Consider the following 23332-nt stretch of genomic DNA (forward strand, 5'->3'; position numbering starts at 1 on the left):
GCTAGCGCCATCGGTTCGTGGAGGGTGAGTTCGGCAGTGATGGTAGGCGGAGTGCCGACTCGGATGTTCGGCGTCGCGCACACCGGCCGCTCGCGGTGTCGGCGTGCGGGGCAACAGCGGAACATCCGTCCCCGCATCGGCGCACATCGTCGGTCTGTACCGCCTCGATCAGTGGATTAAACCTCGGTATGACCGACCCCACCCGTGGATAAGTTCAAGCAACTTTTTGTACGGCTGGTGCAACGTAGTCCGTTTCGATACCGTGTACTCACCGCGCTGGCCGTGCGCAGCGCTTCGTGATCCTGTCAGAAAGTCAGTCATGATTCTCTTGTCATCGTGTTCTTCCAAAACGGTCGCCGACGCCGACACCCTTGTTGGTTTTCACGCGTCCAGCCCTATCGCTGCCGAGAAATCCTGGCGCGACCCGGGCGCCGGGCGGGATTTCGACGTCGCGCTTTCGCGCTGGACGCGGAATGGTTCGGGGACACTTGAGGTGACGAACGACTGCAGTGAGAATCGGCACTGCGTCGGAATCAACCTCAAATGTACTTCTCTGACCCTCTCGCACGCGGGCCGCACGCTGGTGCAAGGCCGCCTGACGGCCGGTACCACGCAAATAACGGCACCGGGCATCGCGTGTCGCGCCGTATTCGACGCGCCGAGCGACGTGCTGCACCTCTTTGCGTCTCAAGCGGTATTTGCCGAATGCTATGCCGACCTGTTCGGTCGTGCCCGTGCGGGCGACATCGTCATCGACGATCCGCGTCTCATCCGGGATCCTGCGCTCGAGCGCCTCGGTCAGGCACTCGCCGTGTCGCATAGAGGATGACGATGAATTTCTCGACTGACGTGATGGCGATGGATCCATGGAAGCAGACGCTAAGCCTGCTTTTTCAATTGTGCCGAAGCAACGATGCGCGATCGTTTGCGTCTTCGAGCGAGTCGCTGCATGCACACCGGACGGAACATCGGTCGCGCCTGCGGACGACCGGAGCGGAGCGTCGGACCGTCTCGGTGAGTTTCGTCGATCGCGTGAGCGCGACAGAGGTAACTATTGCATGGCGCGATTCGACGCATTGCTCGTATGGCGATCAGGCGTGGCATGCAACGCGCGCTCGCGCCAGCGGGGTCTGTGTGATCAGCGGCCGGCCGGTCCGGATCGGTGACACCGTCTATCAGCCCCATGGCCGACCAAGGCCGCTCAATGCCGGGGCAATGATCCTGGCGCCGGCGCTCGACGAAGCGGAAAAAAATCGTTGATGTCTACGACACTGCGGCAAGCTGCGCCCGGGCGGGAGGCGTGCTCGCCTGCTCGCGAACCTGGTTGCCCCGATTCAGTCCGAGATCGTGCGCCAGGGCAATGATACGTCCATGCCGGGCGGTGCGCCGGCAATGCGCTTCCGAGGAAATCCTGTCTCGTTGGTCCCGAGCCGGACTTTTCTGCAATGTCGAGGCCGACGAACATCAGGCTTTCAGGCAGGGTATCGAGGCATGGCGGAGCACGAGATGCGGTGCCTTTCGCGGGAAGAACAGGGTCGACACGTGCCGCCTCGAAAGCAGCGAGAGTTTCACGCGCGCGTATCGAGAGCGCCGTTCCTTGCCCTTTGACGCAGGTCGCTGGCATCGGCCGCTGCGATCGCTGTGTTCAGCGTGCCGCTCGCCACCAGGTCGAACAATGCCTGGCTGCTGGGCGACAGCGATCGTCCCTTCGCCCATACCATGTGTAGCGGTCGGACAATCTGCATGTCCTCGACGTCGATGATGGTCAGCTCGCCACGGCGCAATTCCTCCGTCACGCTAAGCGTCGAGATGTAGGCGAGCGCGTGCTGGGACAGCAACATTCGCTTGATTGCTTCAGTGTGGCTTACCGACATCAGCGGCTCGATCTCGAGCCCGGCGCGCCGGTACGATTCTTCGATGATGGCACGCGTTCCTGACCCGGGCTCGCGCATGATGACGGCTCGATCCACGAGTTCCCGCGCATGTAGCGTCGTCCCCGCGAAGGGATGGCCGGGCGCTGCGATGATGGCGATTTCGTCGGAGCCAATGTGTCGAGCATGCAGAATGGAGTCGTCGAATGGCCCCTCGATAAAGCCGATCGTGAAGGTGAGGTCATGCAGCCCTGCTTCCACGCGCTCGGTATTCGTGACCGTGAGGTCGATGGCGACGGACGGGTGGCTTGCATTGAACCGCGCAATTGCTTCGGGTACGAAAAAGACGCCGAGCGTACCGCTCGCGCCAATTTTCATGTGACCCGAGCCGAGGCCCGAGAGCTCCGCGAGTTCCTTCTCGGCCGTATCCGCGAGTGTGAAGATGCGACTTGCATACTCGTAGAGCAGCTTGCCACCCTCCGTCAGCGCTACGCCGCGCGGCAGCCGGTCGAAGAGGATGATACCTAGGCGATCTTCAAGATCGCGGACCTCCCTGGTGACGGCCGGCTGGCTGACGTGCAAGCGCTCGGCGCCGGCGCTGATGCTGCCAGCGCGCGCCACTTCGTAAAAGGCGAGAAGATGGGTGAAGTTCATGGCGTCCGGGGAGGGTGGCGGCAACTGCGCGCCACGCATGCCCGGCAGAACTGCCGAGCGGGCGAGTTCGGCCGGGCAGCGCACGGCGCTTGGGCAGTCAGCTACCGAAATAGGGATTGCAGAAGCTCGCCGGCCCGACGCACGAAGCCGATGCATGCTTGGGTGCGAGAACGTGCTTGCCGCTTGCTGACGTACCGTCCGGCGGTGCGCTGCCGAAACCGCTCGTTGCCTGCTGCTGCTGAGCAGCGACTTTTGCTTCGGCTGCCTGAATGTCCGAAGGATACTGCGGATCGTTTCCTGTTGCCGGATTATAGCCAGCCCGTTCGACGCGAACCAGATCGGCTCGTACTTGCGCGCGCGTGAGCGGCGTGGCGCTTTGAGCGAAGCTCAGCGCGGGGGCGGTGAAGGTTCCTACGACGATGGCGAGGCATGCAAGCGTTTTCATGGTGCGACTCCTTCGGTTGGGTTGAATACGAAACACTTTTCACTGTTGACCGATTTCGCAGTTGTCCGATAGCCGTGCCGTTGACGGCGTTCGCAGGGTGACAGGTTGCGAGTCGATGAGAGAAGGTTATCGAAGCACGGCGCCCGCAAAAAATGCATTGTTTCGATGCCAGCCATGACGTGGCGTTATGGCATTTAGCTTGCCTGATTGTCGACGCCGGAGGGTCCCGCCTGCGGCTTGCGGCCATCGATACTGTTCAGGTAATGAGCCAGTGCATCGATCTGGTCCGGCGGAATGGGGGCACCGAACGCATTGCGCATCTTCGTGATCTCGACCTTCCATTCGCCTGTGGTCAGCGGCGGTTGCCGCAGCACCATTCCCGTGGAGTGGCACATCACGCAATTCGAATTCGCGATGTCCACCCCCGGCCCTGGCGGAAACGTCGACCGCCCGGGCGGCAAGGATATGCTGAGGGCGCTCAGGTGCACCGGCGGCGCGATCTCGGCCTGGCGTGCAGCCTGCGATGCGATGGATTCGGGAAAGTAATGCCGGCCGACCACGCCGAGCAGCGCGCCCAGGGAAACAGGTACGGCCAGCATTAACGCCATGCGCTTGGGTCTTGCGTTCATGTTCTTCGCTCCTTGTCAGGCCACGTCGAGCTGAATCGATTCGATGACGTTGCGCATGAACCCCGCGCCGTTCCAGTTCGGTGTGGCCGGCTGCGCCTGCCCCGTCGAGTCGACGGCGCGCACCATCAGCGTTTGCTGGCCGCGCTGCGCGAAATGCGCGCTTGTCTGCCATTGGCGGAAGCTGTACTTGCCGTAGTCGTGCCCCAGTTGCGTATCGGCCCAGGTGCGGCCGCCGTCAGTCGAAATCTGCACGCGAGCGAGCGCGTTGATACCGCCGAATGCAATGCCGCGAACCTGTATCGGTCGCCCCGCGCCGACCTTGTCGCCGGTCTTGAGGTTGGTGAAGAACGAGCGCGGCAGCATCCGGTTGATGGGAATCTGCGGCACGTCGGTCTCGCCGGGCCGCACGTTGGCGAAGTGATTGGCAGGGACCTTGTATGCCTTGGCCGTCCAGAAGTTGTCGTCGGGCGCGTCGAGCACGTCGATATCGGTCAGCATCTTGACCCAGTACGTGGCATACCAGCCTGGTACGATGAGCCGTAGCGGATAGCCGTTGAGCAGCGGCAACGGCTCGCCGTTCATCGCGTAGGCGAGCATGACCTCGCCGTCGCGTGCATGGTCGATATCCAGCGACTTGAGGAACTTGGGTGTTTGCGGAATCACGCCTGAATCGAGGCCGTTGAAGCGCACGCAAACGGCATTGGCGCGCACGCCCGCATGGTCGAGCACATCCTTCAGGCGCACGCCTTTCCATAGCGCATTGCCCATCGCGCCGTTGCCCCACTGGCCCCCCGGTACACGCGGGCTGAAGAAGCCGCGCGAATTACCCGAGCATTGATTGACCGCGGCGATTTCGTAGCGCGGGAACCTGCGCATCAGGTCGTCGAGCGAAAGATTCAGCGTTCGCTCGACGGCGCCGCGAACGGCGACGCGGTACGTGGCCGGATCGATCGAGGTTGGAATATTGGCCAGGTGCCAGCGCACGTAGAAGCGGTCGTTCGGCGTGAAGACGCCTTGATCGAAGACGTCGAACGGTGTTTCCAGCAGTGGCGGCCGAGTGCGCTGCAGGATCACGCGGGATTTCTGCGGCAGGTCCGACGTGAGCGGACGGCTCCCATTCTCGAACGGAAGCTCGATGGTGCCGCTCGATGCGCCGCGCGCGAGCATGGGCGTCATGAACGCTGCCGCACCGAGCGCGCCGAGGCCGCTCAGCAGTCGCCGCCGGTGGGACGAGACAGGATCGTAATCGTGTTGACTCATGTGCTGCTCCAGGTCTGTTCGATGGTCAAAGCGGGTGTGGGGCGCGAAGTGTCGGCGCCTGGCGAACGTATGTCTGTGCGGAGCGCGAGGCGGGCGGCGTTCAGCGTGACCGACATCGAACTCGCGACCATCAGTGCGGCCGCTGTGGCGGGCGAAACGAATCCGAAGACCGCGGCCGGAATGGCGAGCGCGTTGTAGACGACCGCGGCGGCGAGGTTCTGATGCATGGCGCGTGTGGTGCGGCGAGCGAGCCGCAAGGCGAGGTCAAGCTTTTCGACACCCGCGTCGACCAGCACGATCGATGCCGCGGCCATCGACGCGGGCAAAGCGCTGCCTACGGCGATGCCGACGTCGGCGGCGGCAAGGGCCGGCGCGTCGTTGAGTCCGTCGCCGACGAATGCGACCGCGCCGCGCCGCGTAGCCTGTGCCTCAACGATGTGTGCCGCCTTTTGTTCGGGGGACTGCGCCGCAAAGATGGCCGAATCGGCCAGGCCTACAGCCGGCGCGATGGCGCGCGCGACGGCCAACCGGTCTCCAGTCAGCATGGCCACCGCTGCACCGTGCGCGCGCAGCAAATCTATGGCTTCTCGAGCGCCGTCGCGTGGGCGATCGGCGAAGCCGAGCATGCCGCGCCAGTGGCCGTCGCGGGCGACGTGGACGGTAATGTTCGCATCGTCGATATCGGGTACCCGTACGTCGTGGCTGCGCAGGAACGCCGCGGTGCCGGCGAGAATGCGCTCGCCATGGCTGCCTCCCCACACCACGCCGGCGCCTGGCACCGCGCGCGAGGTGCCGGGCGCGGCGTCCACGACGCACGCGAGCCTGTCGGGCGAGACGAGTGAGCGGATGGCGGCTGCAATGGGATGCTCGCTGCCGCGTTCGGCGAGCGCAGCATCCTCGAAGAGTTCTGTTTCGAGAACGTCGCTCGCTGGAAGTGCACGGACGAGCCGGGGCTTGCCCTCGGTCAGCGTGCCGGTCTTGTCGAGGAAGAACGTGGAGAGTTTGCCGGCCTTCTCGATCGCCTCGACGTCGCGAAAGAGAATGCCTTCGCGTGCCGCGCGTCCCACCCCTGCGCTCAGCGCGAGCGGCACGGCCATGCCGAGTGCGCACGGGCAGGTAATGACGAGCACCGCGACGGCGCGCTCCAGCGCATTCGTCCACATCATGCCCAGCAGGCCGCCAGCGACGAACACCAGCAACGCGACGGTGGCGATGGCCGGAACGAGGCAGCGCGTGAAGCGTTCGGCGATGGCCTGGGACGCCGTCTTGCGGGCGAGCATCGCACGTACGCTTCTGGCAATCGCGTCTACGCGCCGCTCGCCCCATCCGTACTTCACGCATACGACCAGTTCCCCGTCGGCATTGAGCGCACCCGCCTCGACGAAGCTGCCGCGCCGTACGCCGACGGGCTCGCTTTCGCCCGTCAGCAGCGAACGATCGAGCGATGACTGACCGTCCGTGACGATGCCGTCCAGCGGAAGACGCTCGCCCGGCAGCACGCGAATGAGGCTGCCTCGTGCGACGCGCTTGGCGAGTACGACCGTTTGCGCGCCGTCGCTCGCCAGCACGCGCGCGGTCTGCGCAGGCAGCTCGAGCAGGACGCGAACTGCGTCCGACATGCGGCTGCGCACGCGCAGTTCGAGCCAGCGGCCCGCCAGCAGGAAGGTGACGATCATGGCTGCGGAATCGAAATAGACGACCGATTCGCCGTGCGCAACCCGCCACACGGAAAGCAGGAACGACGCGCTCGTACCCATTGCGACAAGGCAGTCCATGCCGGGCACGCATGCACGCAAGGTTCGCCACGCGGCCTTGAAGAACGGCTGCGCACAATAACCGACCACGGGCAGCGTGGCGACGCCGGCAAGGGCTGCGAGCGCATAGCGCACGTGCTCAGGCACCGTGGCGGCCGTGGTGAAGTAAAGCGTGGTTTGTGCCGTCATCACCCACATCGAACAGAAGACGGCGACGACGAGACGGACCGCGAGATTCTGAAGCAGCGCGGCCGTATGTGCGCGGCGTTCCGGCGTATCGGTTTCCGGCACGCATGCGTATCCGAGCTTCTCCGCGGCCTCGAGCAGATGTCCGAGCGAGGTGCGGCGCGGGTCCCATTCGACAGTCGCGGATTCGGAGGCGAAGCTCACCCGTGCGTCGAGCGTGCCGGGCTGGCGTTGCAGCACCCGTTCGAGCGCATTCGCACAGCTCGTGCACCACATGCCGCGTACGTCGAGCGTTGCGCTGTCGGGTGTGCCCGGCGCGATGGAAGCGGCGTCGCTCACGGGCGCCTCAGCTCGTCTTCGCCCGCCCATGGTGCCGTGCGATTGCCGATGGTCGCTCGCTCGGCTTTCACGACATCGGCGGTCAATGCTGGAGCGTGGTTGCCGAAGCTCGACCGAACATGCGAGGCCACTGCTGCGATCTCCGCGTCGGATAGCGTTGTGCCGAACGCCGGCATCGATCCGTTGAACGTGCTGCCGGCTACCGTGATCTTTCCAGTGACGCCGAGCAACAGGATGCGGGCCACGCGCTTCGGATCGCCGTTGACCCATTCCGAGCCGGCGAGCGGCGGGAACACACCAGGCAGGCCCGCGCCCGTGGCCTGATGACAGGAGGCGCAGCGGCTCGCGAAGAGCATGGCGCCGTCGGGCGTATCTTGAGCCGCGGCGACCGTTCCCGGGCCACCGGGCATGGCCCCACGGGCGACCGTCGAACCAGGCCCGAGCGCTGGATTCAGTAGGAAGTAGCTCACGCCCCAGACCGCCAGCGCGGCGGCCACGAGGCCAAGCAGCCATGGCACCGGATTGCCGCGTTCGACCGGTTCTTCGTGCTCGCGCGCGCGAACGGCATTGGCGTTGTCTTGTTCGCTCATTTCATTGCTCCCGACGGATCGGCCGGAGCCGGATAGGTGTGGTTGAGGGCCGTGAGATAGGCGACGAGATCGAGTGCGTCCTGCGACGCCACAACCTGCTTGCCGCCGGCGGGCGCGAATTGCGGCGGCAATTGCACGACGACTTCATCGGGGCGCGTGTGATCGACGACTTTGAACAGGAACGGATAGGCTGGCATCACGCTGCCCTGCGTCACCGAGCGCGGCTGATAGAGATGCGCGAGCTGCCATGCGGCGCTTGTTTGCCGGGCACCGATGTTGAAGAGATCGGGCCCTGTGCGCGATACACCGAGCAGGTGCGGATAGTCGTACACATAGTCCGCGGGCACGGACGGGCGTCCCCATCCTCGCAGTTCGTCCGGACCCAACGAGGACGCGCGCGGCTGCTGCGAGTGGCAATAGACGCATCCCATGTTCACGTAGGTTGCGCGTCCGCGCAGTTGAGCGATGGTGTAGGGCTTCAGCGATTCGGGCGGCGCTTCGTCGTGCAGTTGCCGATACGGAAGCGCGACGAGCACGAGTGTCGCCATGGCGAGCATGATCAACGAGCCGATTACGACAGTCAGGACGCGATTCATGTCAGGCCCCCATCGAGATCGCTTGACGAGCAGGTGCCGCGTCAGGGCGCTCGCTCTGCCGTCCGAATGAGAGCGCGAAGAAGTGATACGCGAATACGAAGTGGCCCGCCGTCATGAGTGCGCCGCCGAGCGTGCGGGCTTGCAGATATGGCGTGAGGACTTGCACGGATGCCATGAACGGACGCGCGGGATCGAGCAGCGCGATGCCTTGCAGGACGCCGCCGATCGTGAGCGAGACGAAGTAGATCGCAAAGCCGACGGTGGCGAGCCAGAAATGGAGCCAGACGAGTTTCGGATACGGCCACTCGCGATCCAGCACGCGTGGCATCGCGAAGTAGATCGAGCCGAACATGATCATCGAGAAGAAGCCGTAGAGGCCGAGGTGCGCGTGGGCCACCTTGTATTGCGTAAAATGCACGAGCCGGTTGAAGAACGGCAATGCCTCGAGCGACCCCTGTAGCGACACGAGCGTGTACAGCGCGGCGCCCAGCACGACGAAGCGCAGCGTGGGCGAGTGTTTCAGCGCGCCGAAGTGGCTTGCCACCGTCATGTGATGGTTCACGCCGACCGCGAGTACCGGGACGATCATCATCACGCTCTGGACGACCGAGACGCTCTGCAGCCATTGCGGGACCGGGCCGCCGAGCAGGTGGTGAATGCCGGCCTGGCTGTAGAACATGGCGAGCGCCCAAAAGCCGACGAGCGAGAGCGCATACGAGTAGATAGGGCGCCCGAGCACCTTCGCGATGAAATAGTAGGCGGCGGCCAGCCCGATCGGTGTGAGCCAAAGGCCGAGCACGTTGTGCGCGAACCACCAGTTGACGATGGCCTGCTCCACGCCGACGTGCACGCCCGGCACCTTCGCGACGATGTAGAGGATCGGAAACCACAACAGCGCGGCGGCGAGATACCACACCGAGACATAGAGATGGCGTGTGGTGCGCCGTGCAATGGTCATGAGTAGCGGTACTGCCGCGAGCGCGCCGCCCATCGCGAGTAGGATGCCGATTTGCCAGGGAATCTCGAGCCATTGCAGGCCATCGGTCCATCCCGAGAGAATGGCGGCGATGCCGGCGGCGAGGCCGGCATTCCAGAGCCATGCGCCTGCAATGGCGTAGCGTTCGCCCGCCAGCTGCGTTTTGAGCAGGCGCGGCAGCATCCAGAGGGAGATACCGATGCCTGCCATCGACGCCCATCCGTAGACCACCATATTCAGATGCGCGGTACGGATGCGGCCGAACGTGAGCCAGGCGGACTGCGTGAGAAAGTCAGGCGAGGTGAGCTTTTGCGAGGCGACGAGGCCCGCAACTGAACCCAGCAACAGCCAGAACACCGAAGAGCACAGAAAGATGAAGGTCGGCCCCCGGCTCGAAGCGTCTTGCTGCGCGCGTTCCTGGAGGTCCCGGCCTAGTGCGAGCGAGTCGCCCGATGGGCCAGGCAATGAGCCGCGTGTCGCTTGCGATGCGGCCTGCTGAAGGCGCTCGCGATGCATGACGGACAGAGCCGGATCTTCGGTCTGTCCGACTTCTCCGCCGGCGAAGATTACCTCGGCTGCATCCGGGCCCGCCCGCATCAGGCCGTTCATCTGCGCCCACAGGAACAGGAAGAGTCCTAGGACGGAGATCAGGAACGACAACGCGAGCAACGTGCCAATTGTGAAGTTCATTTCGACAAAGCTCCTCGCTGAATTGAAATTCGAGAGAACAATTAAGGCATCCTTCTGAATAGCAAGGTGCTCGAGAGAACGGCGTCAGAAAAAGATCGGCCTAATATAGCTATCGTGGGAAATTGGTTGTTTCAGCGGAAGCCAGTATAGGTATCACCAGCGCGTGTGTAATATTCAAATTAATCATCGCGTGTATGCTTTTTTTGTATGCTTGCCGATCGACGATACGGAGGATTCTGCGCACATATTCCTATAAAGCACTTGCAGTATGCGTGCTTCTCCGCTCGCGTTTTTCATTTCGCCATTTCGGGTTTGAAAATCGCACGATTACGTTGACCTGACTATCCGGCTCGCCGCGCACGTTGACAATGAATTGCTTGACCGAGGTAATGGAGATGGATTTATGCGTGCGGATGCCAAACCAGCGATGCCAATTTAGAGGAATGCCGCTTCGTTGAATGCGCGTCCCGTCGTGTAGAAATCGGCCTGATCGGGATGGTCGAGAAGGCCGTATCCCGGCTGACCGGCAGGTAGCGATCCGACACGCGATCGTAGGTCATCGGATGTCCCAGCGGCGTGCGTGTCGAATTCGCACGCAAGAATGCCGGGCGAAGAGAACGCATGGGTCGGCAACTGTTGGGAGGGGCGAAGAATTCGCACGCACCGCGATTGGGTATGTCGCGTGCCGGGCCCCGGTCAGCGGGGCATCCGGGCGGCACGCGCTAACGGCAGGCTTCGGCCAGAAACCATGCGCGCCGTTGAGCGTCGTCGATCCAGTTTTCGATGAGGCTTGCCGTCGCCACGTCATGATGCGCGTCGCAAACAGCATGCGCCGCGAGCATGAATTGGGCGAGCAGCAGGTTGTCGCGGCGCAGTTCGTCGAGCATCGCCTCGGGTGTGGCGTCCGCCGCATCACTGTCCGCCAGGCGTTGACGTCGCGCCACGTCCCCGATCGACCGCAGCGTGGCTCCGCCGATCTTGCGCACGCGCTCCGCGATGTCGTCCGTGATCGAGAATATCTGGGTGCCGTGCTCGTCGAGCATCAGATGGTAGTCGCGGAAATGCGGCCCACTCATGTGCCAATGGAAATTCTTCGTCTTTACGTAAAGCGCGAATACGTCCGCGAGCAGCGGGTTGAGCGCCTCCGAGATTGCCTCGACAGCGCGCTCGTCGAAGCCGGTCGTGGCTGCGGGAGTCCCGGGGCGTATGATCTGGCTTGCTTTTGACATGATGTAGCTCCTTTCAACGGGAAGGGCGAACGCGTCACGCGCAGTGCTCGTGACGCGTGGCGATGGATTCGCCGATTCGAATACATCGCGCGTTAGGCGGCATGTCGGTGAGCAGGCGAAAGGCCGAAACGTGCGGGAATGGTGACGGACTTTTCGATCGGCGATTTTCGAGTTCGCCCGTTGTACCGCTGATTCGCACGGAGGAACGGCGATCCTCGGGGAAGCGATGCGTAGCGCGTCCTGGCGCCGGAGCCTGAATTCCGCGGATGAGTGTGCTGAGGCGAAAACCCCGAACGGTATCAAAAGGAGCCGAGCGTGTGCGTGGCGATATAGCAGCCGTGTCGCCGTCTCGCCGAAACTGTCGGGTCGTGCCGCAAGGGTTTCCTATCGTTCCAATAGATTTGGACGTAATTCACGGCGACTCATTGGTGAACGGGCGATCGGGAAGGCGGACATAGCCACCGCGTCCTGCATCAAGGCTTCGCGACCGCATGCCAGGCTGACCGCTCGATTACCATTTTGTAATCAACGGCGTTCGCGCCCGCGCGGAGCGATTGCTCGTCGCTGTTTCCCGGTAACATCGTCGGATATCCCCACAAATACGACGGAGTCAGCCATGCGCATTTTGATAGTCGAAGACGAACCAAAGACGGGCGCATACCTGAAGAAAGGGCTCGAGGAATCGGGCTTCAGCGTCGATCTTGCGAAGGACGGCGGCGAAGGGCTGACGCTCGCGCAGGAAGAGCGGTACGACGTGATCGTGCTCGACGTGATGCTGCCCGTGCTCGACGGCTGGGGCGTGCTCAAGCGGCTGCGCGATACGCATACGACGCCGGTGCTGTTCCTGACCGCGCGCGACGACGTGCAGGACCGCGTGCACGGTCTCGAACTCGGCGCCGACGACTACCTCGTGAAGCCGTTCGCGTTCGTCGAGCTGCTTGCCCGCATCCGCACGCTTGCGCGTCGCGGGCCGCCGCGCGAGACCGAACACCTGGCGGTCGGCGATCTGGAAATCGACGTGGTGCGCCGCCGCGTGAAGCGCGGCGCCACGCGCATCGACCTCACGCCGCGCGAATTCTCGCTGCTGCAGCTGCTCGCGCGCCGGCAGGGCGAGGTGCTGAGCCGCACGCAGATCGCATCGTACGTGTGGGACATGAATTTCGACAGCGACACCAACGTCGTCGAGGTCGCGATCCGGCGCCTGCGCGCGAAGATCGACGATGCGTTTCCAGTCAAGCTGATCCATACCGTGCGTGGCGTCGGCTACGTGCTCGAACCGAAGGACGACGCATGACGCGGCCGCGCTCGCTCGCCGCGACGCTCGCGCTCGCGTTCGCCGCGACCACGCTCGCCGCGTTCGCGCTGGTCGGCGCATACGTGTATGCGGGCCTCGAACGGCAGGTGAACACACAGGACGACCTCGACATCGTGCTGGCCGCGCGCCACACGCGCCGGCTCGCGGGCGAGCTCGAGTCGCTCGATGCAGTCCGCACCCATGCAGAACGGCTCACGAGCCAGGTGCTCGGCAACGAGGCGCTGTCGATGGTCGTCGTCAATGCACGCGGCGACGTGCTCGCGCGCCACAACGTCAGGCTCGCCGCGCTCGACGATGCGCCGGTTCCCGCATCGGGCGCGTTGCCGGCCGACGCACAGCTGTTTGCGCCGCATGCGCTGCCGGTGCCCGCGAACGACCGGATCACTGCCGACAGGCTCGCGACGTGGAAGGCCGACGGCGGCACGCCAATGCGCGGCGTCGTGATCGAGGCTGCGCTCGGCGATCACACGCCGATCCGCATCGCGGTCGCGCGCAACATGCGCGACCGCGCGACGTTGCTCGGCGGCTACCGTGACCGACTGAAGCTCGCCGGTGCGCTCGGCGCGCTGTTCGCGCTGCTGCTCGGCTACTGGCTGATCCGCAAGGCGCTCGCGCCGCTGCGCGAGATCGTCGACAACACCGGCCGGATCACGGTCGACAAGCTCGACACGCGGCTCGACGCATCGCGCGCGCCGGCCGAGCTGCGCGCGCTCGTCGATGCCCAGAATGCGATGCTCGGCCGCCTGCAGCAGGCGTTCGCGCATCTGTCGCAATTCAGCGCCGATCTCGCGCACGACCTGCGCACGCCGCTGAACAACATGCGCGGCGCCACGGAGGTCGCGCTCGCGCGGCCGCGTTCGGCCGACGAGTACCAGACGCTGCTCGAATCGAATCTCGAGGAATACGATCGTCTCGCTCGGATGATCGAGAACGTGCTGTTTCTCGCGCGCGCCGAGCATCCGAGCTTCGTCACGCGGCAGCGCGCGTTCGACGTGCACGACGAACTCGAACGCATCGCGGAGTATTTCGAGGGGCTCGCCGACGAAGCGGGCTCGACGTTGCGCGTCGAAGGGCGGGGGCATCTGACCGCCGACGTCGAACTGTTCCGCCGCGCGGTGGGCAACCTGCTTGCGAACGCGCTGCGTTACACGCCGGCCGGCGGCGTGATCACGCTCTCCGTCGACGACACGCCGGACGCGCTGCGCGTCGTGGTCGCGAATCCGGGCGAGCCGATCGATCCCGCGCTGCTGCCGCGGATCTTCGACCGGTTCGTGCGCGGCGACCCCGCACGCAGCGGCGGTGCGCCGGGCGGCACGGCCGGGCTCGGCCTCGCGATCGTGCGTTCGGTGATGGAGTTGCACGGCGGCACCGCGCAGGTTGAAAGCGATGCGCGCGGCACGCGCTTCGTGCTTACGTTCAACCGGCCGTCGGCTGCGTGACGACGGGATCGGGCAACGGGGCGGCCGTACGTTCGTCCGCGCCGGTTTTCGATGCCGCGTCCGCGCTCGCTTGCCAGCCGCCACCCAGCGCCTTCAGCAGGCCGACCGCGGCCTCCATCCGGCGCGCGTCGATCTGATCGGCCGTGCGCCGGTTCGTCAGCGCGATCGTCTGCGCGGTCACCACGTCCAGATAGCTGACGGCGCCGGCGTTGAAGCGATTCGTCGTCAGCTGCAGCGACAGGTCGGCCGCGTCGGTCGCGCGCTGCTGGCTACCGGCTTCGGACGCGAGCGCGTCGAGCGTCGACAACTGATCCTCCACCTGTTGGAACGCGACGAGTGCGGTCTGCCGGTAATCGGCGACCGCGCCGTCGTATTGCGCATGCGCGCCGCGCAGCGACGCACTGTGGCGACCGCCGTCGAACAGCGTGCCGGCGAGTTGCGGGCCGAGCGACCAGAACAGGCTCGGCGCGGCGAGCCACGGCGCGAAGAACGAACTCTCGAGGCCTGCGCTCGCCGACAGCACGAGATCCGGGAAGAACGCGGCGCGCGCCTCGCCGATCTGTGCGTTCGCGGCCGCCACGCGGCGCTCGGCGGCCGCGATGTCGGGCCGCCGCTCCAGTAGCTGCGACGGCACGCCAGCCGGAATGGCCGGCACGTGGAACGCCTGCACGCGCGGCGGCAGCGCGAACGTCGACGCGCTTTCCCCGACGAGCGTCCCGATCGCGTGCTGCAACTGCGCACGCGACGCGTCGATGTCGGTGTCCTGCGTGCGCGTCGATTCGAGTTGCGTCTCGGCTTGCGCGACTGCCGACGCATCGATCGCACCTGCCGCGAGCTGTTGCTTCAGCAGCGTCAGTGCGTCCGCGTAAGCGCGCACCGTGTCGTCGAGCAGTTGCTTCTGCGTGTCGAGCGAGCGCAGCGCGAAATAGTCGGTCGCGAGTTCCGCCGTGATCGACAGCTTCACGGCCTGCAGGTCGGCCGCGCTCGCGGCGGCGTTCGCCTGCGCGCTCGTCACCGCATCGCGCACGCGGCCGAACACGTCGGGTTCCCAACTCGCGGCCACGCCCGCCTGGTAGTCGGGTGTCGTCTTGCCTGCGAGCGACGAGCCGAGCCGGTTCTGCGACACGCGCGCGCGGCTCTGCGAGGCGCCTGCGGTGATCGTCGGCAGGAATCCGGCGTGCTGGTAGTCGACCATCGCGCGGGCCTGTTGCAGATCGGCGACCGCTTTTTTCACAGTCTGGTTCGACACGTCGACGCGCGCTTCGAGCGCGTTCAGTTCGGCGTCGCCGAACACGGTCCACCATGCGCCGCGCGCGGCGCCGTCGGCCGGCATCGCGACATGCCAGCCGGCCTGCGCGGCCGGTGCGCCCGCGTAGTGTGCGGGTACCGTGACGGCGGGCGGCGAATAGGGCGGCAGCGTCGAGCAGGCGGTCAATGTGGCGGCGCCGAGCGCGACGATGCGGCGAGCGAACGGGAGCGGGTGAAGAGGGCGCATGGCAGGCATCTCGTGGGTTGTCGTCGACGGGTTAGCCGTGCGTGGGCGCCGCAACCGGCGCCGATGCGGCCGTCGCGGTACCGGCGGCGCGCATCGGCGGCACGTCGCGCACGGCGGTGGCGGAAGCAGGTTGCGCGGCCCGGGCGGGCGAAGCCGCGGCCGGCGCCGCAGCGGGCGCGGTCGACACGATCTTCACGGCTTCGCCGGCCGTGATCGCATCGCCCGGGTTGTCGACCACGCGATCGGTCGCCGCGAGCCCCGCAACGATCTCCACGCGCGTGCCGAAATCGCGTCCGATCTGCACGGTCTTCAGCGCGGTTCGCCCGTTCGCACCGACGGTGGCGACCGTCACGCCGTTCGGGCGGAACAGCAGCGCACTGACCGGCAGGTCGAGCGCCGGCGCCGCGCTCGGCACGACGAGATGCGCCTGCGCATACGCACCGGGCATCAGCGCGCCGTCGCGGTTGTCGACGTCGATCTCGACGCGCAGCGTGCGCGTGACGGGATCGATCGCGCCCGCGCTGCGCGCGACACGCGCGGCAAAGCGCCGCCCCGGATACTGCGGTGTCGTCAGGTAAACCGTCGTGCCGGTCGATACGCCGGTCGCGCTGTCTTGCGGCACGTCGACGAACACGCGCAGCGTGTCCGTCTGTTCGAGATGAAACAGTTCCCCGGACAGGCCCGGGCTGCCCGGTGTGCCGCCCGCCGTGACCAGCGTGCCGACGTCGACGCTGCGTGCGGTGATCACGCCGTCGAACGGCGCGGTGACGGACTCGTACGACACGAGTTCGGCAAGGTGCGCGACGTTCGCCTGCGCGGACGCGAGCATCGCGCGCTTCGCGTTCATGTCGGCGACCTTCGTGTCGGTGTCCTGCTGTGACACCGATTGCGTTTTCAGCATGTCCTGCCAGCGCTGCGCGGTCGATTTCGCGTAGTCGTAGTTCGCCTGCACGCTCGCTTCGTCGGCGCGCGCCTGGCGCAACTGCGCGTCGAGATCGGGCGCCGAGATCTGCGCGAGCGTCTGGCCGGCCTTCACGTGCGTGCCGAGATCGACGCTCCAGTGCGCGATGTAGCCGCTCGTGCGCGCATAGATCGACGCGTCTGCATACGGCGCCACCGAACCGGGCAACGTCAGCGTCTGGTCGGCCGGCGCCACGCCGGGCACGATGACCGACACCGGCACCGCCTGTTGTGCGGCCACCTGTGCACGCTGTGCGGCGCGTGCATCGATACGCGGCACGATGCCGAGCGCGAGCAGCGCGGCGGCCAGCGCGACGGCCGCGAGCGGCACGGCCAGCTTACGGCCGTGACGAGCCGGCGGGGTGTCGGGCGCGGCGGACGGCACAGCTGTGGCCGCGGTGGCCGATTCGGCGGCGGGCGGCGGGGCGACGGGTTCGATCGAGTCGTTCATGATGGGTCCGGGGTCGGGCGAATCGAAGGATGATGAGGAGGGGCGGCCGTCCGAGCTCAACGCAGCGCCGGCGCGTCGGGCGCTTGCTGCGTGCGCCGCGTGGCCGAGGCGTCGCGGCGCCGCGCGAGCCATGCGTGGACGAAGCCGAACAGCACCGGGACGAACAGCAGCGTCGAGAACGTGCCGAACGCGAGGCCGCCGATCACCGCGCGGCCGAGCGGCGCGTTCTGCTCGCCGCCGTCGCCGAGGCCGAGCGCCATCGGCAACATGCCGATCAGCATCGCGAGCGCGGTCATCACGACGGGCCGGAAGCGGCTGAAGCCTGCGTCGAGTGCCGCCTGCCACGGCGACGCGCCGCTCGCGAGCAGCTCGCGCGCCGCGTTTACGACGAGAATGCTGTTCGCGGTCGCGATGCCGATGCACAGGATCGTGCCGGTCAGCGCGGGCACCGACAGCGTGGTGCGCGTGACGAACAGCATCCACGCGATGCCGGCGAGCGATGCCGGCAGGCCGCCGACGATCACGAGCGGATCGAGCCACGACTGGAAGTTCACGACCATCAGCAGGTAGACCAGCGAGATCGCGAGTGCGAGGCCGCCGAGCAGGCCCGCGAACGACTCGTGCATCGCCTGCACCTGGCCGCGCAGCACGATCGACGAGCCGGGCGGCAGCTGCGCGCGCGCGGCGTCGACGAGCTTCGTCACGTCGGCCGTGACGCCGCCGAGATCGCGCCCCTGCACCGACGCGAAGATGTCGAGCACCGGCTGCACGTTGTAGTGCGACACCACGGCCTGCTGCGTCGAGCGCGAGAACGTGCCGAGCGCGCCCAGCAGATTCTGCGCGGGCGCGCCCGCGGCCGGGCCGCCAGCCGGCGTCTGCGGTGAGCGCGCGGTGCCGGCGGGCAGCGGCACGTTCGCGAGCGACTGCAGCGAATTCACCGTGTATTGCGGCGTCTGCACGAGCACCGGGTAGCTGACGCCGTTGCGCGGATCGAGCCAGAAGTTCGGCGTCGTCTGCGAACTGCCGGACAGCGCGATCAGCAGGTTCTGCGCGACGTCGCGCTGTTCAAGGCCGGCCTGGATCGCCTTCGTGCGGTCCACGTTCACATTGATCGCCGGCTCGTCGCCGGGCTGCTGGATGCGCGCGTCGACGAGCCCGCGCACGCCGCGCAGCTTCGCGAGCAGCGCATTCGCGACCGCGCGGTTCTGGTCGAGCTTGTTGCCGACGATCTGGATGTCGATCGGCGCGGGCAGCCCGAAATTGAGGATCTGGCTGACGATGTCGGCCGGCAGGAACGCGAACGTCACGCCGGGGAACGACTGCGCGAGCACGTTGCGCAGCTTCGCGACGTATGCGGCGGTCGACGCGTGATTCGGCTTCAGCGTGACCAGCACGTCGGCGTCCTCGGTGCCGATCGGATCCGATGAATCGTACGTGAGGTTGATCCCGCTCACCGGCACGCCGATGTTGTCGAGCACGCCAGCGAGTTCGCCCGCCGGAATCACGCCGCGGATCTTCGCTTCAACCTCGTCGGTCAGCCGCGCGGTTTCCTCGATCCGCGTGCCGGTCGGCGCGCGCAGATGCAGGCGGATCTCGCCGGTGTCGACCGACGGGAAGAAGTCCTGCCCGGCGAACGCGTAGAGGCCCGTCGACGCGACGCATGCGAGCAGGAATGCGGCCGCGAAGCGGCGACGCCGCGCGATCGCCGCCGAGAGCAGCGCGCGATAGCGCAGCCGCACGGCCTCGAAGCGATGCTCGAACGCAGCCTGGAAACGCGCCAAATGCACGAGCGGCGCGAATACGCCGCGCGGCGGCCGGCCGTTTCCTTTTGCGCGCATCAGCGTCATCGCGAGGGTCGGCACCAGCGTGCGCGAGAAGAAGTACGACGCGATCATCGCGAAGATCACGGCCTCGGCCAGCGGCACGAACAGATAGCGCGCGACGCCCGTAAGCAGGAACATCGGCACGAACACGATGCAGATCGACAGCGTCGACACGAAGGTCGGCACCGCGATTTCTCCCGAGCCGGTCAGGATCGCGTCCTCGAGCGGCGCGCCGAGCTCGAGATGATGCGTGATGTTCTCGATCGCGACGGTCGCGTCGTCGACGAGGATCCCGACCGCGAGCGCGAGCCCGCCGAGCGTCATGATGTTGATGGTCTGGCCGAGCGCGGACAGCGCGAGCAGCGACGTGAGCACCGCGAGCGGGATCGTGATCGCGATGATCAGGGTGGCGCGCCAACTGCCGAGGAACAGCAGGATCATCAGCGCGGTCAGGCACGCGGCGATCAGCGCCTCGCGCACGACGCCCTGGACCGCCGCCTTCACGAACACCGACTGATCGTCGAGCGGAGCAATGTGCAGCGCCTTCGGCAGCCCGGCCGCGATCTTCGGCAACATCGCCTTCACCTGGTCGATGATCGTCAGCGTCGATGCGCTGCCGGTCTTTTCGACCGTCAGCAGTGCCGCGCGCTTGCCGTCCGCCCGCACGATGTTGGTCTGCGGCGCGTAACCGTCGCGGACGTGCGCGACGTCGCGCACGTACACGACATTGCCGCCGATCGTCTTCACCGGCAGATCGTTCAGCGCGGCGACCGTCTGCGTGCTGCCGTTCATCTGCACGTTGTATTCGTGCGTGCCGATCTTCGCGGTGCCGCCAGGCAGGATCAGGTTCTGCGCGTTGATCGCGTTCACGACGTCGATCGGCGCGAGCCCCTTCGCCTGCAGCGCGCGCGTATCGAGGTCGACGACGATCTGGCGGATCTTGCCGCCGAACGGCAGCGGCACCGCCGCGCCCTGGACGGTCGCGAGCTGCGTGCGGATGAAGCTGTTGCCGAGGTCGTACAGCTGCTGCTCGGCGAGCGTGTCGCTCGACAGCCCGAGCTGCAGGATCGGCACCGTCGACGCGTTGTACGTGATGATGTTCGGCGGCAACGTGCCGGGCGGCAGGATGCGCAGGATCGACGCGGCATTGCTCGCGGCTTCCGCGATCGCGCGATTGATGTCGGCGCCCGGGTGGAAGAAGATCTTCACGACCGACACGCCGTTCAGCGACTGCGACTCGATGTGCTCGATGTCGTCGACGTCGGACGTGAGCGCGCGCTCATAGTTCGACGTGATCCGCTTGGCCATGTCCTCCGCGGAGAAGCCGTTGTACGACCAGACGATGCTGACGACCGGAATGTCGATGCTCGGGAAGATGTCGGTGGGCGTGCGCAGCAGCGCAAGCGGTCCCGCGATGAAGATCAGCAGCGCGAGTACGACGAACGTGTAAGGCCTGCGTAACGCCAGCCGGACGATCCACATGATGGTGCTCCTCGAAGCAGGGCTCGGATGCGCATTCGATGCGACGAGCGTGCAGTCTGCCGGCGCGGCGTTGACCCGATCCTGACCCGAAGATTACGAAGCCGTTATCTGCACGGGCGGGGCGGCATTAGACGTGGATTTCGAATTTGTCATCTGCCGGTCAGCGCCGCGCGCAGGTGCGTTACCGAGAATGCTCATGTCAGGCAGCCGCCGCCGCGGCCATGCTGCCGGCGGCGCATCGACGATGCGCGCGTGTCGAATCCGTCGGGAGCGTGTCGTGATGAAACCCGTATGCATTGCCGAGATCGCGGTTTCGCCCGCGTTCACGACCGTCGCGCCGGCCGTGGTGGCGCACGCGAGGCATCGCGCCGTCGGCGCGGCGAATGCCTCCGCCGTCATGTGCTCTTCAATGTCCGGCTTCCTTCACGGACAGGCGGTTGACCACCGACTTCGCCGGCGCGGCGGCCTGCGCCGCAGTTTGCGCGAGCTCGATCTGTGCCTGGTCGGGAACAGTGCCGTCGAGCGTGATCGTGTCCGCACGCGCGACGACGCGAATGTCCGACGTCGCGAGGCCGCGTGTCGACGTCAGCGCCTTGCGCACCTGCGTTTCAGTGTGCCAGTTTGCGCGGCGGAGCTGCTTCTTGCCGGGTGTCGATACGGCGGATGCCGAAGCGGGGGCCGCAGTTTGCGCGACTGCGGCGGTCGCCACTGTGAACAGCGGGATGAGTGCCAAGACGGCGAGCTTGATGGGGCGCATGTTTTCCTCTCGTTGAACGTGGCGCCGAGCCGCGCGTCGACGCCCGGCCCGTGCGTGTGTGGACATCCCCGCTCGCGACGCACCGGTGCGATCGCGGCGCGAGCGGGCCGCCGGCGCGGTCAGGCGCGAGACGGCGCCGGCGTCGCGTGGCGCATCGATATCGTCGTCGTTCGGGTAACCGGAGTATCGGCTCCGCGCTCCGGTCAGGATTGCCGGAACGCACGCCGGCTTGTCCACTGGCACGGTGTGGGCGCGCCGTACCCGCGCGGGGCGCGCACCGTCCGTTCCGGTCGTGCATATCGGAAAGCCAGCGTTCGCCGTTGCGGGTGGAATGCGCGCTTGCCGGGCGGCGGGACGGTTTCGACGTTCGTCGCCATCGCGCCACCCGATCGCATCGCCGGACTATACGAAGGTATGAAGGCGTTCGCCGGATCGATGCCCCGTTCGATCGGCGCCATGCCGGCGTGCGGCGGCGCCATGCGGGCGGCACGCCGCGCCATGCGGGCGAAACCGCCGGAAGGTGTCCGCATCGCGGCATTAAACCTTGATATGACGCGACCCATCGATTGCCGCTTTCGCGCATCCCTATGTACGGCTGGCCCGCGCGGTACCGATTCGCTACCGTTGAGTCGACGCGGCGCACCGCTGCCGATCATCGTCTTACGATCTTTTCCGGATAACCATCATGATGATTTCCTTGCCGAATCTCCCGGGTTCCGTCGACGGCGTCGACGCGTGCGGCCGGCTGCCGGCCGCGCACGATCCGATCAACGTCGAGCGCGCGTGGCGCGAACCCGGCGCCGCGCCGCAGGCCGACATGGCGCTCTCGCGGTGGACACGACAGGACGCGACGTCCGTCGCCGTGTCGCACGACGGTAGCGATCGATGGCACTGCATCGGCATCAGCCTCAAATGCACGTCGCTGACGTTCACGCACGCGGGGCGTGTGCTCGTCGACGGACGCGTGACCGCGGGCGCCGCGCAGGTCACCGCGCCGGGCGTGCACTGCCAGGCGGACTTCCACGGCGCGAGCGACGTGCTGCACCTGTTCGCGTCGCAGCGCGTGCTTGCCGAATGCTACGAAGACCTGTTCGGCCGGCCGCCGTCGGGCGATGTCGTCATCGACGACCCGCGCCTGATCCGCGACCCGGCCCTCGAGCGGCTCGGCCAGGCGCTCGCGGTGTCGCATACGCGTGACGGCGTGCTCGGCAAGGTGTTTGCCGACGGCGTCAGCCTCGCGATCGTGTCGCGCGTCATCGCCCGACACTTCTCGGTGCCGCAACGCGATGCGCGACGGACGGCCGAGCTGCCGTCGTGGCGGATGCGGCGCGTGGTCGAGTACGTGGAAGCGCATCTCGCCGATTCGATCGGCCTCGCCGACATGGCGAAAAGCGCCGGTCTCACGCGCATGCACTTTGCCGCGCAGTTCCGTCACGCGACGGGGCTGCGTCCGCACGAATACCTGATGCGCCGCCGGATCGAGCGCGCGCAGCAGCTGCTGCTGGAATCGCGCCACAACGTGCTCGACGTGGCGTTGAGCACCGGCTTTCGCTCGCAGGCGCACTTCACGACCGTGTTCAAGCGCTTCGTCGGTCAAACGCCTTGCTGCTGGAGGACGAGCGTCCATGAACAACGGTGAGCGGATCAGCGCGTTCCTCGCGATCAGCGAGCGGTTTCTGTGCGGCGCCGCGCGCGCGCATGACGATACGCCGCGGTGGCGGCAACCGACGCCGGCGCCGACGCGCGACACGATCGCGTCGTGCGTAGTCTGCACGGGCGGCAGCGCGGGGCACGCAGCGGGCTGGCACGCAACGATGCCGGTGTGCGACGCGCGGCAGGAAAGGGCGATGGGTTCATGCAACGGAGAGGAGCGATGATGGAACTTCGAACGAACGCGACGGACGTCGATCCGTGGACGCAGACCCTCGGCCTGCTCACGCAACTGTGTGCGCCGCGCGACGTGCGTGCGTCCGCACGGCCACGCGAAGCGCGTCGCACGCGCGCGGGCGCCGACGCGAGGAACAAGCCGCATGCGATATCCGAACGGCGAGCGGTCGCGATCAGTGTCGTCGAGCGCCATAGCGCGACGACCGTGTCGATCGCATGGCGCGATGCGACGCGGTGCTCGTATGGCGATCAGGTCTGGCAGACGGCGCGCGCGCGCGTCGGCGGCGTGTGCGCGGTGAGCGGGTGTCGGATCGAGCCAGGCGATCCGGTTTACCGGCCGCGGCCAACGCGTCCGGTACCGATCAATGCCGGCGCGATGATTCTTGCATCGATGCTGGAACAGATCGAGGAAACGGCGTGAGTATACGCGCGTGCAGTCCATCGTAAGGGCGCGCGCACCGGTGCGGTGCGCGCGTCGCTCGCATCGCGGCCGCGCATATCGCG

General features: G+C 66.5%; 19 protein-coding genes and 1 pseudogene. 7 read left to right on the plus strand and 13 right to left on the minus strand.

The window, feature by feature from the left end; translation table 11 throughout:
• Positions 1 to 319: 319 nt before the first annotated feature.
• Both WS45_RS00270 and WS45_RS32785 read left to right on the plus strand, forming a co-directional pair.
• A pseudogene (locus WS45_RS00270) lies at positions 320 to 820 on the plus strand (AraC family transcriptional regulator); the annotation flags it as partial.
• Positions 821 to 831: 11 nt separating this feature from the next.
• Complete coding sequence (locus tag WS45_RS32785) at positions 832 to 1260, plus strand: DUF3331 domain-containing protein (RefSeq protein WP_082721788.1); 429 nt, start codon at positions 832 to 834, stop codon at positions 1258 to 1260.
• Between the two features lie 308 nt (positions 1261 to 1568).
• Here WS45_RS32785 and WS45_RS00275 read toward each other — a convergent pair whose 3' ends face one another.
• The 9 genes from WS45_RS00275 to WS45_RS00310 all read right to left on the minus strand — a co-directional run bounded on the left by WS45_RS00275 (position 1569) and on the right by WS45_RS00310 (position 11219).
• Complete coding sequence (locus tag WS45_RS00275) at positions 1569 to 2525, minus strand: LysR family transcriptional regulator (RefSeq protein WP_059691047.1); 957 nt, start codon at positions 2523 to 2525, stop codon at positions 1569 to 1571.
• Positions 2526 to 2622: 97 nt separating this feature from the next.
• Positions 2623 to 2970, minus strand: a complete 348-nt coding sequence (locus tag WS45_RS32790; RefSeq protein WP_082721789.1) for a DUF4148 domain-containing protein — start codon at positions 2968 to 2970, stop codon at positions 2623 to 2625.
• 194 nt (positions 2971 to 3164) lie between these two features.
• Positions 3165 to 3599, minus strand: a complete 435-nt coding sequence (locus WS45_RS00280) for a c-type cytochrome (RefSeq protein ID WP_059697491.1) — start codon at positions 3597 to 3599, stop codon at positions 3165 to 3167.
• A 15-nt stretch (positions 3600 to 3614) separates the two neighbouring features.
• Positions 3615 to 4859 carry a molybdopterin-dependent oxidoreductase gene (locus tag WS45_RS00285; RefSeq protein ID WP_059697493.1) on the minus strand — a complete coding sequence of 415 codons (1245 nt, stop codon included), beginning with the start codon at positions 4857 to 4859 and terminating at the stop codon, positions 3615 to 3617.
• A complete protein-coding gene (locus WS45_RS00290; RefSeq protein WP_257140236.1) occupies positions 4856 to 7138 on the minus strand; it encodes a heavy metal translocating P-type ATPase in 2283 nt (760 codons plus the stop codon). Before WS45_RS00290 ends, WS45_RS00285 begins: the two co-directional genes overlap by 4 nt.
• Complete coding sequence (locus WS45_RS00295) at positions 7135 to 7728, minus strand: c-type cytochrome (RefSeq protein ID WP_059691018.1); 594 nt, start codon at positions 7726 to 7728, stop codon at positions 7135 to 7137. Before WS45_RS00295 ends, WS45_RS00290 begins: the two co-directional genes overlap by 4 nt.
• Entirely contained in the window at positions 7725 to 8324 is a 600-nt protein-coding gene (locus tag WS45_RS00300; RefSeq protein WP_059697496.1) for a cbb3-type cytochrome c oxidase subunit II, read from the minus strand. The genes WS45_RS00295 and WS45_RS00300 overlap by 4 nt, the downstream gene beginning before the upstream one ends.
• Before the next feature lies 1 nt (position 8325).
• Positions 8326 to 9990 (minus strand): cbb3-type cytochrome c oxidase subunit I, encoded by a 1665-nt coding sequence (locus WS45_RS00305; protein WP_059697498.1) that lies wholly within the window; start codon positions 9988 to 9990, stop codon positions 8326 to 8328.
• 722 nt (positions 9991 to 10712) lie between these two features.
• Positions 10713 to 11219: a Dps family protein gene (locus tag WS45_RS00310; protein WP_059697500.1), complete on the minus strand. Its 507-nt coding sequence runs from the start codon at positions 11217 to 11219 to the stop codon at positions 10713 to 10715.
• A gap of 616 nt (positions 11220 to 11835) precedes the next feature.
• Between WS45_RS00310 and WS45_RS00315 the strand changes: the two genes are divergently transcribed.
• On the plus strand, positions 11836 to 12513 hold the full coding sequence (locus tag WS45_RS00315) for a heavy metal response regulator transcription factor (RefSeq protein WP_027786146.1): 678 nt from the start codon (positions 11836 to 11838) through the stop codon (positions 12511 to 12513).
• Positions 12510 to 13973, plus strand: coding sequence for a heavy metal sensor histidine kinase (locus WS45_RS00320; RefSeq protein WP_059691022.1), 1464 nt, complete (start codon positions 12510 to 12512; stop codon positions 13971 to 13973). Before WS45_RS00315 ends, WS45_RS00320 begins: the two co-directional genes overlap by 4 nt.
• Here WS45_RS00320 and WS45_RS00325 read toward each other — a convergent pair.
• From WS45_RS00325 to WS45_RS35925, 4 genes are all read right to left on the minus strand, one after another.
• Positions 13951 to 15468 carry an efflux transporter outer membrane subunit gene (locus WS45_RS00325; RefSeq protein WP_059697502.1) on the minus strand — a complete coding sequence of 506 codons (1518 nt, stop codon included), beginning with the start codon at positions 15466 to 15468 and terminating at the stop codon, positions 13951 to 13953. The genes WS45_RS00320 and WS45_RS00325 overlap by 23 nt on opposite strands.
• A 31-nt stretch (positions 15469 to 15499) precedes the next feature.
• Positions 15500 to 16879 carry an efflux RND transporter periplasmic adaptor subunit gene (locus tag WS45_RS00330; RefSeq protein ID WP_059697504.1) on the minus strand — a complete coding sequence of 460 codons (1380 nt, stop codon included), beginning with the start codon at positions 16877 to 16879 and terminating at the stop codon, positions 15500 to 15502.
• Between the two features lie 56 nt (positions 16880 to 16935).
• Positions 16936 to 20184 (minus strand): efflux RND transporter permease subunit, encoded by a 3249-nt coding sequence (locus WS45_RS00335; RefSeq protein ID WP_059697506.1) that lies wholly within the window; start codon positions 20182 to 20184, stop codon positions 16936 to 16938.
• A gap of 406 nt (positions 20185 to 20590) precedes the next feature.
• On the minus strand, positions 20591 to 21184 hold the full coding sequence (locus WS45_RS35925; RefSeq protein ID WP_257127762.1) for a BON domain-containing protein: 594 nt from the start codon (positions 21182 to 21184) through the stop codon (positions 20591 to 20593).
• 445 nt (positions 21185 to 21629) lie between these two features.
• On the opposite strand from WS45_RS35925, the gene WS45_RS00350 reads away from it, so the two are divergent.
• From WS45_RS00350 to WS45_RS00360, 3 genes are read left to right on the plus strand one after another with little or no spacing between them, the layout of a single operon-like run.
• Positions 21630 to 22580: a helix-turn-helix domain-containing protein gene (locus tag WS45_RS00350; RefSeq protein WP_059691048.1), complete on the plus strand. Its 951-nt coding sequence runs from the start codon at positions 21630 to 21632 to the stop codon at positions 22578 to 22580.
• Positions 22567 to 22818, plus strand: a complete 252-nt coding sequence (locus WS45_RS00355) for a hypothetical protein (RefSeq protein WP_059530693.1) — start codon at positions 22567 to 22569, stop codon at positions 22816 to 22818. Before WS45_RS00350 ends, WS45_RS00355 begins: the two co-directional genes overlap by 14 nt.
• Positions 22815 to 23249, plus strand: a complete 435-nt coding sequence (locus tag WS45_RS00360; RefSeq protein ID WP_059697510.1) for a DUF3331 domain-containing protein — start codon at positions 22815 to 22817, stop codon at positions 23247 to 23249. The genes WS45_RS00355 and WS45_RS00360 overlap by 4 nt, the downstream gene beginning before the upstream one ends.
• The last annotated feature ends 83 nt before the right edge of the window (positions 23250 to 23332 follow it).

Origin of the sequence: Burkholderia sp. RF2-non_BP3, assembly GCF_001522185.1 — a bacterium.
GTDB lineage: Bacteria > Pseudomonadota > Gammaproteobacteria > Burkholderiales > Burkholderiaceae > Burkholderia > Burkholderia diffusa.